The organism is Paenibacillus sp. BAC0078 (genome assembly GCF_054483875.1).
Map to the genome: position 1 here is coordinate 30,799 of NZ_JBTLRW010000004.1, position 17,649 is coordinate 48,447.

Sequence of the window (17,649 nt, forward strand, 5' to 3'; positions counted from 1 at the left end):
CAGTGTGGAAATGAGCTTGCAAGAGATCATGCGGGAAGCTGCGGATACATCTGCTCCTGTACATACGGCTGCAAAAGGGCCTTCGGGAAGCCTCCCCATTACAGGTGAGGTGCTGCGCAGCGCGCCAAGCGGTGAAATATTCGGAATGACCCAGAATGCCGGAATGGGCTGGAACCCGCTCCTCTTGAATCTGCCTCAATACCTCATCTTGGGAACGATGGGGGGAATTCGGAAGGAGGACGGCAGTCCGCTGGCCCTTGGTTATCATACAGGCCACTGGGAGATTGGGGTGATGATGGAAGAAATCGCCCGGGAAATTACTGCGAGCCAGGGCATCCCGTTCGCCGGTTATGTCAGTGATCCCTGCGATGGCCGCTCCCAGGGAACGCCGGGCATGTTCGACTCTCTCCCGTACCGGAATGATGCGGCCACGGTGCTGCGCCGGTTAATCCGTTCTCTGCCAACGCGTAAAGGAGTGCTGGGTGTAGCCACCTGCGATAAAGGGCTGCCTGCAATGATGCTCGCGCTGGCAGGAATGCGTGATCTTCCAGGGGTTATTGTGCCCGGGGGCGTTTCTCTTCCTCCGGTCCAGGGAGAGGATGCAGGTAAAGTGCAAAGCATCGGCGCAAGATTCAGTAACGGAGAGCTGTCTCTGGAAGAAGCCGCAGAGCTGGGCTGCCGTGCCTGTGCCACTCCGGGAGGGGGATGCCAATTCCTGGGGACCGCCGCAACGGCCCAGGTCATTGCCGAGGCGCTCGGGATGGCGGTTCCCCATTCCGCGCTGGCCCCCTCAGGACAGCCCGTGTGGATGAATATAGGCCGTCAATCCGTCCGCGCTCTGCGGCATATGGATCAGAGCGGAATCGTCATGAGGGATATTGTTACGGATCAGGCGATAGCCAATGCCATGGTGGTTCATGCGGCATTTGGAGGTTCTACCAATCTGCTGCTCCATCTGCCGGCAATTGCACATGCCGCAGGGCTCCGGATTCCAACGGTTGAAGATTGGAACCGGGTGAACCGTAAGGTGCCGCGTCTTGTTAGTGTGCTTCCTAACGGACCCGTTCCGCATCCGACCATCCGTGTTTTTCTTGCCGGTGGAGTTCCTGAGGTTATGCTGCATCTGCGGCGGCTGGGGCTAATTGACGATTCTGTGCTGACGGTAACAGGGAAGACACTGGGAGAAAACCTCGACTGGTGGGAGACCTCACAGAGACGGACGGAAATGCGCAATCGCTTGAGAGAGGCAGATGGCATTGATCCCGATACCGTTATCATGAGTCCACAGGACGCCAAGCAGCGCGGCCTTGCTTCCACAATGACGTTTCCAACCGGCAATCTATGCCCGGAAGGCGCGGTGATCAAATCAGCGGCGATTGATCCGGCGGTTCTAAGCGGCGAAGGCATCTACCGTCATGTGGGGAGAGTGAAGGTTTTTACTGCGGAAAAGGATGCGATCAGAAGCATTAAGGACGGTCTCATCCATGCAGGGGATATTCTTGCCGTCATCGGACGCGGCCCCAGCGGAACAGGAATGGAAGAGACGTACCAATTGACGTCCGCACTGAAGCATTTGCCCTTTGGGAAGCATGTTACCCTGATCACCGATGCACGCTTCTCCGGTGTGTCTACCGGTGCCTGCATCGGCCATATGGGACCTGAAGCGCTGGCCGGGGGACCGCTCGGCAGACTGCGGGATAATGATTGGGTTGAAGTGCTCGTTGATACGGTCAGGCTTGAAGGAAGCGTGAATCTGGTTGGTGAGGGTGAACAGCCTGAATCGCGGGAGGTGGGAGACAGAATCCTGGCCTCCCGCACTCCGCACCCGTCCCTGGCCGTTGATCCGGGCTTGCCGGACGATACCCGGCTGTGGGCAGCGCTGCAAGCGGCCAGTGGCGGAACCTGGCAAGGCTGTGTCTACGATGTTGATAAAATTATTGCTGTCCTAGAAGCGGGACAGCAGGCATTGGGGTGGAGATCATGAGCAGAAGTCTGATTCAGAATCCTATTCTACGCGGGTTTCATCCAGACCCGTCTATTTGCAGAGTGGGAGAGGATTATTATATTGCCACATCTACATTTGAGTGGTTTCCCGGAGTGCGGATTCATCATTCCCGTGATCTTGTGAACTGGAGGCTGCTTACGCATGTGCTGACCCGCAGCTCGCAGCTCAATATGGAGGGCGATCCCGACTCCGGCGGAATCTGGGCTCCTTGCCTTAGCTACGACGCAGGGATATTTTATCTGGTGTATACCGATGTCAAGAGCAGACAAGGAGCGTTCAAGGACACCCCCAATTATGTAGTAACTGCCCCCAGTATCGAAGGACCTTGGTCAGAGCCTGTCTATTTGAACAGCAGCGGATTTGATCCCTCCCTGTTTCACGATGCGGACGGGCGTAAATGGCTGGTCAATATGCGGTGGGATCATCGGACCGGGAACAACAGCTTTTCCGGAATTGTCCTGCAGGAATACTCGCCAGAGCTGAAAAAGCTGACCGGCCCAGTGCTGTCCATCTATAAAGGTACAGCTCTCGGACTTACGGAAGGGCCTCATCTGTACCGGAAAGACGGCTGGTATTATCTCATTACGGCTGAGGGAGGCACCCAGTATAACCATGCGGTGACCGTAGCGCGGGCGCGGCACATCGAAGGACCTTATGAAACCGCTCCTGACAATCCGTTGCTGACATCAGCCGGTGACAGGGGATTAGAGCTGCAAAAGGCAGGGCATGCCTGTCTCGTTCACACGCATACAGATGAATGGTATTTGGTCCATCTGTGCGGCCGGCCCGTGAAGGATAAATACTGCAATCTGGGCAGAGAGACAGCGATTCAGCGGTGCACCTTCACAGCGGATGGCTGGCTGGCTCTTTACGGTGGAGGGAACCAGCCTTTGCTCACGGTAGAAGGCCCGGATATGCCTGCGCATCCCTTTCCCGCGCCAGCGGAGAGAGATGATTTTGACGCCCCGGAGCTAGATGTCCGCTGGAGCACCTTGCGTGTTCCTGCCGATGAGTCCTGGCTTTCCCTGCAGGAGCGGCCCGGCTACTTGCGCTTGAGAGGAAGAGAGTCCATGAGCTCCCTGCATCGCCAGAGCCTGGTCGCCCTGCGCCAGCAGGCTTTCTGCTGCAGTGCTGAAACTTGCCTTGAGTTCGAGCCGGAGCATTTTCAGCAGATGGCCGGTCTGATTGTCTATTATGATACGAAGGATTACGTGTATTTGCGGATTACGCATGATGAACAATTAGGCAAATGTCTGGGAATCGTTCGTTCCATAGACGGCGTGTACGAGGATTCGATGTTTGATCAGGTTCCACTGCCAGCTGCAACAGACTGCCGTCTAAAAGTAGTCATCAACCGGGAATTTGCACAGTTCTATTACTGTATCGGTGATACAAGCTGGGAGAAGATAGGCCAGAGTATGGAAATCTATCATTTATCCGATGATTTTCCGGCTTATATCAGGTTTACAGGTACCTTCATCGGGATGTGTGCCCAGGACCTAAGCGGCTCCTGTCACTTTGCTGATTTTGATTATTTTGAATACAAGGAGCTGTAGGGCGGCTCAAGGCTGATTCCGGTAAGCTTCCGGTGTGAGTCCGGTGCTTTTTTTGAACAGGCGGAAGAAATATTTCTCATTGTCAAAACCAAGCGCGCCTGCAATGATATATACTTTGTCATTCGTAGTTTTTAACAGGATTTTGGCATGTTCAATTCTCAGCTTGTTAATGAAATCCGTGAAGTTCTCACCGGTCTTCTCCTTGAATAAGAAGCTTAAATAGCTGGAGTTCATAAAAAATAAGGAGGAGACTCTCTCCAGGGTCAGATCCTGTAAATAGTTCTTATGAATATACACCTTCACGTTATCAATCACATGGGGTGAAGAATAAGGGGTGCTGTCTTTAAGCAGCTCTGCCAGATCCGGCAGTACAGTCATGAAATACTGCCGGATTTCCTCTGGGTCAAATGACGTATTTAGTAGAGCCTCCATGCTGGAAGAGGTCGCTTGATAGGCAGTATCCGGCAGGCGTAGTCCGAGCAATTGTTTGATTTCCGCAGCCAGCTGCCGGCATTGGTGCTTGAGCTGGGACAGTGTGGCACTCGGCAGCTGCATATAAAAAGTAAAGAAATCGACAACACTTTCGTTAACCTTAGAGGCGTACCCGGCTTCCAAATAGAACATCAAATCCCCGATTTTATTCCACAAAGGCATTTCCGAAGGCCACTCCTCGTTGTTGTATACAAACACGGAGCCAAAATCCATGACCCCCTTTCTATTCATCGCGCTTAAGCATTCCTTCTGCGCCTGGTTCAACTCCCCCATATTGGACTTAGCGGTACTGAGTCCCGCAAATACTTTATTATAGGGAATGGAGGACAGCCTTTCGAGAAATTGATTAGCGGAATGAAGCGCGAAGCTGGTGTCTATTCCTTTATAAGTAACCCGCTCATAAGAAGCGAATACCACGAATACCAGATGTTCGTTCACAGGGTGCGGGACTGAAATGTAATTATCTTGAAGGCCACCTTCAAATAGATTCAAATCTAACTGCGCGGAACTATATACAGTCAGAAGAACGTAGTAACTTGCTGCCGCAAACCGGTTCATCTGCTCGGACTGAAAGGATAGGGCTTTGCCTGTATGATCATCCAGGATAAGATGCAGCAGCTTTTGCTGATCCAACTGATGAATGATGGCTTCATTTTCGCTTTTGGATAATGCGGCCTGCTGCCGGGTAGAACGTTCAATTGCCAACGAATCTATGGCTTTCCGCAGTGCCTGATGGATTTCTTCGCGGCTGAACGGCTTGAGCACATAGCTGACAACTCTGGCGGAGATCGCCTCCTGCATGTATTCGAAATCGGAATGCCCGCTGATAACAATTATCTTCTTAGCAGGGTATCTCTCCTGCATGACCCGCAGCAGGGATTTACCGTCCATCACCGGCATCCGCATATCCGTCAGGATCAGATCTGGATCGGCCTGCTCGATTAACTCCAGTGCATCCTCCCCGTTCTCGGCCTCTCCGAGCAGGATGAGCTCCTGTTCAAAGGACTGAATCTTCTTGATTAACCCTTTTCGAACGAGGTATTCATCGTCGATCACAATAAAAGTATGCATTAACATCTTTCCTTTTCGTTAGTTTGCCGGGATGGTAATTCTTACGGTAGTGCCAGTGCCTTCCTGACTCTCAAAGGTAAGCCCATATTCCGGGCCGTAGTACAGCACAATCCGTGAATGAACATTTTTAATCCCGATGCTCCGTTTATTTCGTTGTCCAAAACCGCTAAATTCCGGGGACTCAGCCAGCATGGCTTGAATCTCAGCAACTTGGGCTGCCGTCATGCCGATGCCGTCGTCGATAATTTCAAATACCAGATTGTTTTCTTCTCTACAGCCGTTGACGGTAATGCTGCCTTTGCCTTTTTTATTTTCAAGTCCGTGATAGAGCGCGTTCTCCACCAGCGGCTGCAGAATCAGCTTCAGAATTTTACTGCCTTGCACCTGCCCGTCAATCGCCTTGTAAAAAGAGATTTTGTCTCCGTACCGGATTTGCTGGATTGCCATATAGTTATCGACATGCTGCAATTCTTCAGAGGCCGGGACCCGCTCGCTTTCTGTCTTGATACTGTACCGGAACATATCGCCTAGCGCTTTCGTCATGATCCCGATGCTTTCGACTTCCTCAATTTCGGCAATACTGTTAATGGACTCTAGCGTGTTGTACAAAAAATGTGAATTGATCTGCGCCTCCAGCGCCTTCATCTGGGAATCCAGGGTCAGAATGCGGTTCTGGTAGCTTTCCCGGATGTACAGGTCGATGTCCCGCATCATTTTGTCATATTCCGTGTACAGAATGCCAATTTCATCATTCCGTTTGTATTTGGCCTTGGCGGGAATAAATTTTTGCGATTTATTTTTGCGCATGGTCCGGCTAAGCTCGATAATCGGCCGCGTAATCCACACGGACAGAATAATGGAGAGGATCACGAAGAGCACACCGCAGGTCGCGGAAATGTAAATAATCAGCTTCTGGGAGATCCCGTATTCCTTATACAGCTTGGATGTCGAAAGATTGGCAATGACTTTCCAGCCGTTGCTGGGGAAGGCGCGGATAACCGTTATATAGTCAGAATTATAAAATTCCGCCTGGTCGCCGAGCATAGTCCGTGCCTTTGTCCAAAGTTCGGCAGGCAGCGTGGAACCTTCAGGATTCCGGGAGCCTTCAAAGAGCAGGGTTCCGTCTTCATTTACCAGATAAATATTGGACAGGTTGGTTGCCAGGTTGCGGTTGAGGCCGCTGAAAATATCCAGACTGCAATCGAGCATGAAGACGCCGAGAAATTGCCCTGTATTGATATCGTAAACCGCACGCGAGAAGGAAATGGAGGGTTTGGGATTGATGAAGTAAGATTTGATTTTGTTATCCCCGATGTAGAGCTCCCCATGTTTGGCTAGTGTCTTCTGATACCAACTGTCCTGCAGTGGATTGTAATCCGCCTTAAGGTCACTTGCCGAGCCATAGCTGATAAATTTACCATCCGGTGTAAAAAGATAGATGCCATTGATATAGTCGTAACCCAGCAGCACATTCTGAAAAATCAGCTTCAGCTTGTTGCGGATTGTGTAGATTTCGAAAGAGTCATTTGTCGTCTGAAGCTGCTTTAATTCATCACTAACCGTTCTATATTCCGTTGAGCTGGAGGATTGCTGCTGGAAGGTGATCGAGATCCGCTCAATATTTTGCAGAACAGCTTCAATGCTCTCAACCGCATTTCCGATAGTGGTCGATGCCACCAAGGAGGTTTGCTTATTCACCAGCTTGGTATAGCTCCGGTAAGAGCTGAAAGCGATAACAATAATCGGGACAACAGAAACTGCAAGCAGTACCAGAAACAGTTTGGTTTTAATATTAAAGAATCTCATTTCAGGTCTTCCTTTCAATCCAAAGATAGTGCACTCAAATGACCAAAGTAAGTATACCGCCTATGATAGTAAAATGAAAGCGTAAACAGAAAGCGCATAACACAAACGAAAGAGGGGATTCATTTCATGAAAGCTAAAAAATCACTTTGGGCCGGTATTACCGCACTGATCTTGTCTGCGTCACTTCTTGGCGGCTGCGGTTCCAGCTCTAACAACGAGCAGGCTGCATCCAATGGCAACGCGGCGGATTCAGGCGGTTCCAGCACAAAACCGGTAACCATTACCTTGATGATGTCAGGAACTAAGGCGCCCGATGGCCAGGACTTCGTATTGGATATTCTTCCTAAGCTGGTCAAGGAGAAATTCCCGAATGTTACGCTTGAAACGTCTAAATATCCTGATGAACAGTACATTACCTCAGTCCGTACGAAGCTGGCGGCAGGGCAGGGACCCGATATTTTCCTGGTATTCCCCAGAAATGCTTCGCTCGCTGTGAATGATATGGCAAAAGCGGGTTTTGCCGCAGATTTGTCTGATCTGAGCTTTTTAGGCAATATCAGCAAAGGCGCGAAGGAAGACATGGCTTATGAGGGAAAACAGTATGCGATTCCAGCAGGGATGGATATGCTCGGGGTCTACTATAATCAGGAGTTGTTCAAGCAGGCGGGAATTACCGAGCAGCCCAAGGATTGGCCATCCTTCCTCGAAGCCTGCCAGAAGCTGAAGGATGCGGGGATTACACCAATCGTCCTTGGGGATAAAGACCCTTTCTTTATTCAATTCGGGATGTATCAGATTGCGGCGAATACGGTATACCCGGATGACAAAGAATTTGACACCAAGCTGCAAACCGGAGAGACTTCACTGAATGATCCTAAATGGGTAAAGACAGTCTCCATGTTCAAGGAGCTTTATGATAAGGGATATGTCATTAAGAACTCCCTGGGGCTCGGAAGCGCTCAAGCCGCCCAGAATTTTATTGACGGCAAAGCTGCGATGGTATTTGACGGAACCTGGGATTATCCGACACTGACGGCTAAAGGCGCATCTGAATTTACACGCGGATTCTTCGCCCTTCCGGCTAACGATGCCGGCAAACCAACTTATATTGCTGCAGCTACATCTGCCGGTTATGCCATCAATGCCAAATCGGAGAATATAGCTCTCGCCAAAGAAATCTTGAATTACTGGTTCGATGGTCAATCCGACCTGTTCAAGAGCTGGGTGGACTCCAATACTTCCATCAGTGTATACAAGGATGTTCCACTCAATCACGAGCTGTTCAAAACCGTGTTCGACGACTATAACAATAACGGAAACTCTATTTATTTCCCGAATCAGATGTGGATGACCGGTGTAGCTGAAGAAATGGAAGCAAAGTTTGCCAACATTATCGGCGGACAGAAGACAACAGCGGAAGAAGTAACTGCGGCCATGGATAAGAAATATCAGGAATTGGCAAAAAGCAAACAGTAGATAGCAGATACACCGGTCATTTGAAATGGAAATGGCCGGTGTGCCAGGATAGAAAGGAATGAGAGAAATGAACCGGACTGTAATGAAAAAAACGATGTACTATTTTGCGCTCCCCGCTTTGGCCTTTTACCTGATCTTCTGGATCTTTCCGATTCTGAAGCTGTTTCAATACAGTGTTACCGACTATAACGGGTTCTCCCCGGATTTCAGCTATATTGGCTTGGACAATTTCAGAGACTTGTTCGCAAGCGGAACGCTCGGCACTTCACTCTGGCACACTGTGCTGTATACCGTAATTAGTGTAGGTCTAGGCAACTTGATTGGATTAGGTCTTGCATTGCTGCTGAATATGAATATCCGCGGTAAAGGCTTCTATCGGTCCATCTCTTATATCCCTACCTTGTTCAGTGCAATTGTCGTTGGTTTTATCTGGAGTTATGTCTATATGCCCGATTCCGGGATGATTGTCACCCTCTTGTCCAAGATAGGAATTAACACGGACAACCTCAATTTTCTCGGTAATTATTCCACCGCTCTGTACTCAATTATCTTTGTGGAAATCTGGAAAAATATCGGCACTACGATGATTATCTTTCTGGCCGGTCTGCAGACCGTTCCCAAGGACTTGCTGGAAGCAGGGGAAATGGATGGCTGTGGTCCGTGGCGGCTATTGAAAAATATCAAGCTACCGCTGCTTGCCACTTCGGTGACCATCAATATTACACTGAGCTTAATCAATGGGCTGAAGGCCTTTGACTTCCCGTTCATTATGACCAGCGGCGGTCCCGGAACTTCGACTAACACCTTGATTTTCTCAATTTACAAAATGGCCTTCACGGAGCAAATGTTCGGCAAAGCCTCTGCACTCGGCATCCTGTCCTTCTTGTTTATTATGATCATCACAGGAATCTTCGTGCTCAATATGAACAAACGGGAGGTGTCGGCATGACGTCAATGACCAAAAAGATGTTTGCATCTGATCCGAAGCGGGAAGAGATCAAACGGCTAAGCGGCCGGAGCCTGGGGAAAAAGGCGCTGGTTCAACTGCTTGTCATCGCCGTAATGGTACTCAATTTAATTCCTTTGGTGATTGCGTTGTCCACCTCGCTGCGTTCCCCGGATAATATGAGCAATCCGGTCAATTTGTTCAATGAGTTCTCACTGTCCAGTTACCGGACCGCATTTGAACGGATGCATTTCCCGCAGGCTTTTATGAACAGTCTGGTCCTGACCGGCATTTCTGTAATTGTCGTAGTGTTCATTGCTTCGATGGCTGCCTATCCTATGGCGCGTATTAAGAGCAGAACCAGTCAGTTTCTCTATCTGTTCTTTCTTTCAGGACTTGTTGTTCCCGGTCAAATGGTATTGATTCCGATTGTGCAAATGCTGAACAGCTTGCATATTCCGAGCACGCAATATACGCCGATCCTCATGTTCATTACGTGCAGTCTGCCTTTCTCCACCTTCCTGTATACCGGCTTTATCCGCAGCGGAGTGCCGGAGGAAGTAGAAGAGGCCGCACATATCGACGGGGCCGGACTATTCTACCGGTTCTGGAGAGTTGTGTTTCCACTCCTGATCCCAGTTACCGTATCCGTAATTATCACGCAGGGGGTATGGATCTGGAATGATTACTTTTTCAATATGATCTTCATTACCAAAGCTTCGCAATCACCGCTGCCGCTGGCTATGCTCGGTTTCATGGGCGACCAGCAGAACCCTACGCAATGGAACGTGCTGTTCGCCGCCTGCTTCCTGTGCGCACTGCCGCTGCTCATCGCATTTACCTTCATGCAGAAATATTTCGTGGGCGGGCTTACCGTCGGTTCAGTAAAGGGTTGATCTGTTTAGTGATGAATCTTAATGACGAGGAGGCTGGAAGATGTCCCAAGCCATTCAACAGCAGGCAGCAGTGAGGATCAAGAAGAATGAAGCTTTTGCTCAGGCGGCAGAGGTGCTTATTCCTGAATTATTCCATGAGGTCTGCCGTCCGCAGCATTTGATTAAAGTTATAGCCGATGAAGAAGCTGTTCATGGATGGAGAACGGAGGTTGTAGGGCCGGCAGATGAGTTGCAGACACTTGTCCTTGGGAAAGGGGATGAGGTGATTCTTGATTTCGGCAAACATTTGGTAGGCAAGCTGTCGTTTCATATTGAGCCGGACGGAAGTCCGCCCGATGCACCTCTCTATGTAAAGATAACCCTGGGAGAAATGCCGGTTGAAATGGGGGAAGCCTTTGCTGAATACAATGGCTGGTTAAGCCGTTCCTGGCTGCAGGAGGAAACCTATCACCTGGATGTGCTGCCTCACACACTGCATATGGAACGCCGGTATAGCTTCAGGTATCTGAAGCTTCAGGTAATCGACACCTCCGTGAAGTATAAGGTGATCTTCGATGATGTCTACTGTACAACCGTTACATCGGCCTCGCGCGAGCGGCTTGCTCCGCTAGAGCATTCTGACGAGGAGCTTGGGTTGATTGATGAAGTCAGCATCAAAACCTTGGAGGACTGTATGCAGGAGGTTTTTGAAGATGGTCCGAAGCGGGACCGCAGACTTTGGCTTGGTGATTTGCGGCTGCAGGCGCTCGCCAATTACGAAACGTTCAGAAATTACGATTTGGTCAAACGCTGCCTGTATCTTTTTGCCGCTTATCCAACAGATAAAGGGCTGATTTCAGCTAACCTGTTCATGAAGCCGGTGGTCATTCCCGATGATACCTATCTGTTCGACTATTCACTCTTTTTCGTTGCTACGCTAAGTGACTATTACGAAGCCACGCAGGATATGGATACGCTTCGTGAGCTGTGGCCCACTGCATTACGGCAAATCGAATTGTCGCTGGAACGGCTTAATGCGCACGATATCGTACAAGACGATGAGTCGTGGTGGGCATTTATTGATTGGAAGGATCAGCTCAGCAAAGTAGCCTCCGCCCAGGCGATTCTAATCTATAATATGAAGTCGGCATTGCAGCTTGCGGTTATACTGGAGGATCACAATCAAGAGTTCCTTAAGATCAGAATTGAACAGCTTACAGCGGCAGCATTGCAATTTCTGTGGAACGATGAACTGCGCTTCTTCGTGAGCGGAGAGCAGCAGCAAATCTCCTGGGCCTCGCAAATCTGGATGATATTAGCTGGCGTATTGGATGAAGCAAACGGCAAAGAGCTGCTTGTGCGTCTGCTTGAGGAGAAACCCGGTTTATCCTTGACCACGCCTTATATGATGCATCACTTGATTGAAGCCTTGATCCAGGTTGGTGAGCGGGAAAGAGCAGCGCTGGAAATCAAAAAATATTGGGGCCAGATGATCAAAGACGGAGCGGATACCTTCTGGGAGCTGTATGACCCCGAGGACAAAAACTTCTCCCCATACGGAAGCCACTTGATCAACAGCTATTGTCATGCCTGGAGCTGCACACCGTCTTATTTTATCCGTAAATATCATTTATAGCGGCTTCTTTGATAAGTTAAGAGCTGAAGTCTAAAACGGTTACATTGTCCAGTGAAGGACGGTGTATCCGTTTTTTATTAAGAAAATTTATAAAAGAGGCTGTGAATCAGCTCCTGAAATTACCATTACTTGTATATGGAATATTCAGGGAGTGACCCTCTATGCCAAGCAAGATTGCTGTACACAAGCCGGCGGAGCAACAGGCTGAGACTAAAAAGAGTTCTGCACAAGCCCCGCTCGCAGACAAAGCGGCTCTTAAGCCACAGTTGCGGACACCGCTTGAGCTCAAGCGGCTAACTAACCGCCTCTTAACGGCCCCGGAAACGGTAACTTACGGTGAGTTCGCTATGCTCACGGGTGCCATTGGCCTCCGGAGCGCTCTTATGCTGCTTGACCAAGGCAAGCGGAACAAGGGAAAGGCAGAGCGGGCGGACACAACCTCGGATACAACACCGAAAGAATCTCAGAACTTATCTGCCGCTTCACGCGACTCTTCAATACCGCAAGCCTCACCGTCAACACATCAGTCAGAGGTTTCGGCCCAGCCTGTTTCAGCACAAGCTGCAAAGCCTGAAAAGCCTGAGAAGGCTGAAAAGACCAGTCCAAAAACTGAAAAAGACAACAGGGATGCAACAGAATTTAAAAAGGGTGTTGAAGGTAAGCTATCGCCACTCACAGATAAACCGGCTGCAGTTCAGGTAATCCATGCCACCAGAAAAGCATCTCAACCCGGAACCGGGCGGGAACAAAAGTCTGAGGGCAAGCCTGCGATGGCTAAAGTAGAAGCTCAGGTGGAAAGAAAAGCGGAGGCAACCGCAGATGCCAAGTTAGAAGGTAAATTGGAAGCTCAGGCGGAGGCCAAGTCAGGTGGTAAGCCAGAAGGCAAAGCAGGAGCAAATGCGGAAGCCAGGTCAGGTGCGAAGCAAGAAACCAAGCCGGATGGAAAGACCTCAGCCAAGCCAGCTCTGGCCCGGCCTAAGTCTGCTGCTTCTGGTCCGTTGTCCGCTAACCTGCCGCTGCAAGCCAGAAAGGCACCAGCAAAAGCTCCTGTTGTAAATATTAAAGGCGATAATCCGGGCAGTGTGATCCGGCAGCTCGGCAGCATTGCTCCGTCAGAAATCGTGGAGGCTTACACTCAAGCGGTGAATGTCTCGGGGGGAGCGCTAGAGCAGCAACGGCAGCAGGCCGAGAAGGCGCTGCCTGCAATTCCGGCACCGACCGGAATCGCACCCGGCAAGGATACTGAAGCTGCTGATTCTGCGAAGCGGGCAGCGGCCGGTCCGGTGCCCGCTTCAGAGCTGCCCGCTTTTCAGAGCGGGAAAAAAGGCGGGGATACCTCGGCAGGGATGGCCAGCTTCCCTCAAAGCCCGGAGGAGGCAGATCCTGACCAGATTATGGCGGAAGCAAGCCGGTATGCAGCAAATCCGCCGGAGATTGGTCTGACGGGTGAAGCGGACCCCTCTCAGGTGGAGAGCTATCAGGCAGAGGCCGCGCAGCATATGCAGACTGTACAGGATTCCGAGCTGGAGCAGACCCGGCAGGATTTCGGAGAGGCCCGGATCCTGCCCAAGCCGGACGATGCCATCCTCAAATCCGGGCATGCAATCCGCTCCGTGGCTCCGCCAGCTTTTCAATTAAAATCCACTGGTGTGATCCCGCCCGATGTTGCCGGCTACCTCAACCCTCACCTGGAGGGCCCGCTTCAGACCTACATGGAGAATAGCCAGGCGGAGTTTCAGAAAGGGAAGGAGCCGTTTGACAGCGGACTCACAACTGCCAAAAGGGATACAAAGGCCGAAGTGGAACGGCTGAAAACTGAAGCTTCAGAGAAGCAGCGAAGCGAACAGGCTGCAGCCAAAGATGAGGTCACGGGGTACCGGAGCCAGTGGCAGGAAGAGATCAAGGCTACCAGCGGGGAGTTTGACCGTGAAGCGGGTACAGCCGCAGCAGAGAAGAACAAGGAGATTAGCGGGATCAAGGCTGAGAAGGAAGGCGAGGTCAAGAAAAAGCTGTCCGAAGCCGAAAGCGAATCCCGGCAGGAATATAAGACCACGAAGACCCAGGCAGAGGAGAAGCAAAAGGAAGGTGAAAACGAAGGCGAGCAAACAAAGAAAAAAGCTAAAAACCCTTGGGAATGGATCAAGGAAAAAGGAAGGCAGGTCGGGGAAGCCATCCAAAAAGGCATGAACTTCCTCTTCACCCAGCTGCGGAAGGCAGTCAAAACCATTTTTGATAAAGCCAAGCAAGCCGTTGTGGGGCTGATTGAAGCAGGCCGGAAGCTGATTGTCAGCGCCATTAAAGGCTTCGGGAACATGCTGAAGGGTTTAGCCAATAAAATATTCGCCCGTTTTCCGGGCATTGCCAAGAAGATCAACGGCTGGATCGACCGTGCGGTGAATAAGGCGGTTCAAGCCGTCAATACTGCCGCGAGCCTCCTGAAAAAGGGGGTCAGCACCGCCCTGGACTTCATGGGGAAAACGGTGGATAAGCTGTTCGCCGGTGTCCAGTCGCTGTATAACGGCATATTGTCGGGAATCGGGAAATTCCTGAACGGCGACTTTAAAGTGAATTTCGGCAAGTTCCTGGAGATTGCACAAATTTCTGCTGAAATTGCTGCCGCTTTTGCGACAGGCGGAGGCAGTATTTTGGTTCAAATCGGAGTCTGGCTGACATCGACACTCCCTAAGCTTCTGCGCCAGGCGAACTCGGTCATGACTGTAGTCAACACCTTGCGGAATTTCAAAGTGCAGAATGTGAAGCAGTTCCTGAATCCGTCGGGAATGGGCGGTTTTCTGGTCAAGGGGCTGTTCGGTGAACTTCAGCCGCTGCAGACGGGCCAGGAGGACGATAAGGAGAAGGACAAGGACGCTGGCAAGGCTCCGAAAAGCGGAGGCCAGGAAAAAGGGCTGATGAAGGTGCTGCAGCTCCTTGAGGGAGTGTTCGGGATTCTGCAAAAGACTGTGGGCAAGGTTGCCGGGGCCATTAACAAGGCTCTTCCGGTTATCAACATATCGGACAAGTCGTGGTTTAATCCTTTCAGTATGGCATATGCCGGTGCTGTTCAGGCGCTGGAGGTCGTGAAGAATCCTGCTGAGGCCCTTAATGAGGGGGCCGGCAAGCTTAAGGAAGCAGCTGGAGGCTTTTTTAGGGGGATTCGGGAGAAGGTAACCGAAGCCGCTGGCGGGATTAAAGCAAAGGTGCAGCTGCTCGGGAAACCGGCCCAGCTCATGACGGTCCTGGCCAACAAAGGCGTGGATATGGTACTGAATTTTATCATCACCAATCCGCCGTCAGCACTGATTAAAGCCGTATTTAAGGGGATTGAAGCTGTGGCAGGCCAATCGATGGTTGACCTGATTCGCCAGCATATTCCCTTCGCGGACAAACTGATCAACAAGATCGCAGCGTCCGGCCCGGTCCAGGGCCTGATGCTGCCGCTTCAGGGACCTGTGGAAAAGGTAGGTGGAATGATCGACGAGGCCACCAGCGGAGCGACGTCTCTTGTCGATGATGCTGAATCGCAGGCGGGTAGTGTCTTCGGCAACGGCACGAAGCTGCTGGCAAATCTGGCCGGGACCTCAGGAGGAGGCAGCAAAGACAGCCCAGGCCAAAAAGAAGAGCAAAAAGCCGGTGGAAAAGCAGGTGCTGCCAAAAAAGAAGAAGACGGCGGCGGTTTTCTCGGCACGGTTAAGGGAGGCGTTCACTCCCGCCTGTTAGCCTTCGGCAAGCGGCTGTTGAAGTCCGGAGTTAACCTTGCGGTGGCCGGAGCCGGCAAGCTCAAGAACGCCATCTCCGGCCTGCTGGTCAATTTCAAAATCGGCAAAGAAAGCCACAAGCTCTGGGTAGAAAAGCGCGGCACCGGGCATGTGGTGATGATGGCTAGTGATCCACAAACCTTAGCAGTAATCATAAAGGGATTTGAGACTCGGATAGAGAAATTAAAGGAGCATGAGTCTGGAAAAAAGAGGTCTAAAATAGAGGATATTGGAATAGATGTTGACGCACTTATCATTCAGCTTAAAAAACTTCATACAAAGATAGGGGAAACACCGCTCGACAAATTAGCGAGTTCAGATCTCGATACTGTAGTGCCTGTGATCAAAGCAATAGAACAGTATCTGGAGAAAAGGGAGGGTGCTGCTAAGGGGACGGGTGAAGATCTCGAGAACAGGGGATATAGAGCACAGCCTGGTGAAAGATCCTTGACAAGGGATGAATGGCGCCTCCAAGAAAAACAAGGATATCAATCTATTAATAGAGCGTCAGAAATCTTGCTTAGGGATAGATCGGCAAGACGTGTAGACAATCTTTCGGAATGGAGAAGGCCAATTAAAAAATCAGATATTTCAGCTGAAAGAAGGCTGTTTTTGGGAGAGGATCATATAAAAATTGGTCCAGGGAAGTGGAGAAGTTTGGATGGAACCCGTCAGTTTAGAGTTAAACCAGATGACTATCAAGGAGCTCATGGAATGGGTTACCCTACAGTACCGAATACACCGCATGTCCATTTTGAATTTTTACAAACAAGAAATAACAGGTTTGAAGTTATAAAAAATATACATGCTCCATTAATTGAATAGGGGAAATTTTTTATGATAAGTATAAATAGAAATGGAAAATATTCATTTCATATAAGATTTGATGTCGATGGTGTAGATAATCTTATTGCAGCATTTCAGTCTGCCTTGGAGGGTGTACAGGTAAATGTTGAGTTGGAAGGAATAACAAATATTGATAATAAGAAAATAAAAGTATTAATTATCTCATGTAATAACGAGCAGGATAAATTAAGCTATGTTGCATCGAGTTTATTTCTTGAATTGGAAGATGAAGTGATAAATTACATTCTGGACCGCTTAATAAAGTGTAGTGTGGGCCATGATTTTTATCCTGCTGAGTTTTGTGAAGTCAGCTTCGGAAGAAACGATGTGACTATTTATGGATTTCTCGAAAAATAATTAGTTCAGGTGATATTTGGAGTCGTAAGCTTAGTTTTTGTGGGGCTGATCAGTAATGAGGAATTCATCATTATATGTCATGCAAGATGAACCTAATATTACCTGATGAAGAAGTATGGGGATTTTACAAAATTGGGCAAATAAGTGCAGTGCAACAAATAGCTCTATAATAAACCATGATTAGTTTTGGCTTTTCTAGGTTTTCTTTTTGCTAAGCTACCCAATGCCGAATAAACTCATCATTCAACCAGTAACAAATGTGACAGATATAAAAATGTAGTTCGGGATTATAACCCTAACAAAAAGATCGTACAATACAACCAACAAACCAAACACTAAACAATTAACAAACACTTGATAAACTTTCAAAGCTCTTTCCAACTTGTTTTATGAGTAGGAATGAGCTTTTTTGTATGCAGAAAATAAACGAAGGAGCTGAATGACATGGCAAAACAAGCACAGGCAATAGAAGAAAAGATGGGTTTTATTGCTCAGACACAAACAGCATATGAACAACTTATGGATGAAATTCGTGGTTACTGTAAGCAAGCAAGGGAATTACGTTGACAGGCGGCAGAGTTGCAGCGATCAGGACGTACAGATTTTCTGGTTAGATAAGAGATTCAAGAGCTATTGAACCGGGCAGAGCATTGGAATGCAGTAGCAGAGTAGAAAGACGGACAGCCTCGCCAGCAAGCCTTGCAGCTCATAGACAAACTTGAGCGTGAAGCTACAGATTTTAGGCAACTTGTTCAGTATAATCAGACCCTTAACAAATTGAACTGATGACAGAGAAAGGGGGCTATACGATGCAAACCAGCAAAGTGA

At 49.5% G+C, this 17,649-nt stretch carries 11 protein-coding genes; 9 read left to right on the top strand and 2 right to left on the bottom strand.

The genetic code is table 11. From position 1 onward, the window contains the following. The first annotated feature begins 4 nt into the window (after positions 1–4). Entirely contained in the window at positions 5–1,984 is a 1,980-nt protein-coding gene (locus ACX1DY_RS09520; RefSeq protein ID WP_458963958.1) for a YjhG/YagF family D-xylonate dehydratase, read from the top strand. Next, positions 1,981–3,561: a glycoside hydrolase family 43 protein gene (locus ACX1DY_RS09525; RefSeq protein ID WP_458963959.1), complete on the top strand. Its 1,581-nt coding sequence runs from the start codon at positions 1,981–1,983 to the stop codon at positions 3,559–3,561. The genes ACX1DY_RS09520 and ACX1DY_RS09525 overlap by 4 nt, the downstream gene beginning before the upstream one ends. A gap of 6 nt (positions 3,562–3,567) precedes the next feature. On the opposite strand, the gene ACX1DY_RS09530 is transcribed toward ACX1DY_RS09525, so the two are convergent. Next, positions 3,568–5,124, bottom strand: a complete 1,557-nt coding sequence (locus tag ACX1DY_RS09530; RefSeq protein ID WP_458963960.1) for a response regulator transcription factor — start codon at positions 5,122–5,124, stop codon at positions 3,568–3,570. An 18-nt stretch (positions 5,125–5,142) separates the two neighbouring features. Further along, complete coding sequence (locus tag ACX1DY_RS09535; protein WP_458963961.1) at positions 5,143–6,930, bottom strand: sensor histidine kinase; 1,788 nt, start codon at positions 6,928–6,930, stop codon at positions 5,143–5,145. A 126-nt stretch (positions 6,931–7,056) separates the two neighbouring features. Between ACX1DY_RS09535 and ACX1DY_RS09540 the strand changes: the two genes are divergently transcribed. The 7 genes from ACX1DY_RS09540 to ACX1DY_RS09570 all read left to right on the top strand — a co-directional run bounded on the left by ACX1DY_RS09540 (position 7,057) and on the right by ACX1DY_RS09570 (position 17,388). Further along, a complete protein-coding gene (locus ACX1DY_RS09540; RefSeq protein WP_458963962.1) occupies positions 7,057–8,406 on the top strand; it encodes an ABC transporter substrate-binding protein in 1,350 nt (449 codons plus the stop codon). A 58-nt stretch (positions 8,407–8,464) separates the two neighbouring features. After that, positions 8,465–9,355: a carbohydrate ABC transporter permease gene (locus tag ACX1DY_RS09545; protein WP_458963963.1), complete on the top strand. Its 891-nt coding sequence runs from the start codon at positions 8,465–8,467 to the stop codon at positions 9,353–9,355. After that, the gene (locus ACX1DY_RS09550; RefSeq protein WP_458963964.1) at positions 9,352–10,248 is read left to right on the top strand and encodes a carbohydrate ABC transporter permease; all 897 of its coding nucleotides are present in this window, start codon (positions 9,352–9,354) and stop codon (positions 10,246–10,248) included. The genes ACX1DY_RS09545 and ACX1DY_RS09550 overlap by 4 nt, the downstream gene beginning before the upstream one ends. A 40-nt stretch (positions 10,249–10,288) precedes the next feature. Beyond that, complete coding sequence (locus tag ACX1DY_RS09555) at positions 10,289–11,863, top strand: alpha-L-rhamnosidase-related protein (RefSeq protein WP_458963965.1); 1,575 nt, start codon at positions 10,289–10,291, stop codon at positions 11,861–11,863. 161 nt (positions 11,864–12,024) lie between these two features. Then, on the top strand, positions 12,025–16,443 hold the full coding sequence (locus ACX1DY_RS09560; protein ID WP_458963966.1) for a hypothetical protein: 4,419 nt from the start codon (positions 12,025–12,027) through the stop codon (positions 16,441–16,443). A 12-nt stretch (positions 16,444–16,455) separates the two neighbouring features. Continuing rightward, positions 16,456–16,821, top strand: a complete 366-nt coding sequence (locus tag ACX1DY_RS09565; protein ID WP_458963967.1) for a hypothetical protein — start codon at positions 16,456–16,458, stop codon at positions 16,819–16,821. A gap of 444 nt (positions 16,822–17,265) precedes the next feature. After that, entirely contained in the window at positions 17,266–17,388 is a 123-nt protein-coding gene (locus tag ACX1DY_RS09570; protein WP_458963968.1) for a hypothetical protein, read from the top strand. The last annotated feature ends 261 nt before the right edge of the window (positions 17,389–17,649 follow it).

Coding starts and splice junctions, on each gene's coding strand:
- ACX1DY_RS09545 (WP_458963963.1), top strand. CDS start 8,465: ATGAGAGAAATGAACCGGACTGTAATGAAAAAAACGATGTACTATTTT.
- ACX1DY_RS09550 (WP_458963964.1), top strand. CDS start 9,352: ATGACGTCAATGACCAAAAAGATGTTTGCATCTGATCCGAAGCGGGAA.
- ACX1DY_RS09535 (WP_458963961.1), bottom strand. CDS start 6,930: ATGAGATTCTTTAATATTAAAACCAAACTGTTTCTGGTACTGCTTGCA.
- ACX1DY_RS09560 (WP_458963966.1), top strand. CDS start 12,025: ATGCCAAGCAAGATTGCTGTACACAAGCCGGCGGAGCAACAGGCTGAG.
- ACX1DY_RS09565 (WP_458963967.1), top strand. CDS start 16,456: ATGATAAGTATAAATAGAAATGGAAAATATTCATTTCATATAAGATTT.
- ACX1DY_RS09525 (WP_458963959.1), top strand. CDS start 1,981: ATGAGCAGAAGTCTGATTCAGAATCCTATTCTACGCGGGTTTCATCCA.
- ACX1DY_RS09530 (WP_458963960.1), bottom strand. CDS start 5,124: ATGCATACTTTTATTGTGATCGACGATGAATACCTCGTTCGAAAAGGG.
- ACX1DY_RS09555 (WP_458963965.1), top strand. CDS start 10,289: ATGTCCCAAGCCATTCAACAGCAGGCAGCAGTGAGGATCAAGAAGAAT.
- ACX1DY_RS09540 (WP_458963962.1), top strand. CDS start 7,057: ATGAAAGCTAAAAAATCACTTTGGGCCGGTATTACCGCACTGATCTTG.
- ACX1DY_RS09570 (WP_458963968.1), top strand. CDS start 17,266: ATGGCAAAACAAGCACAGGCAATAGAAGAAAAGATGGGTTTTATTGCT.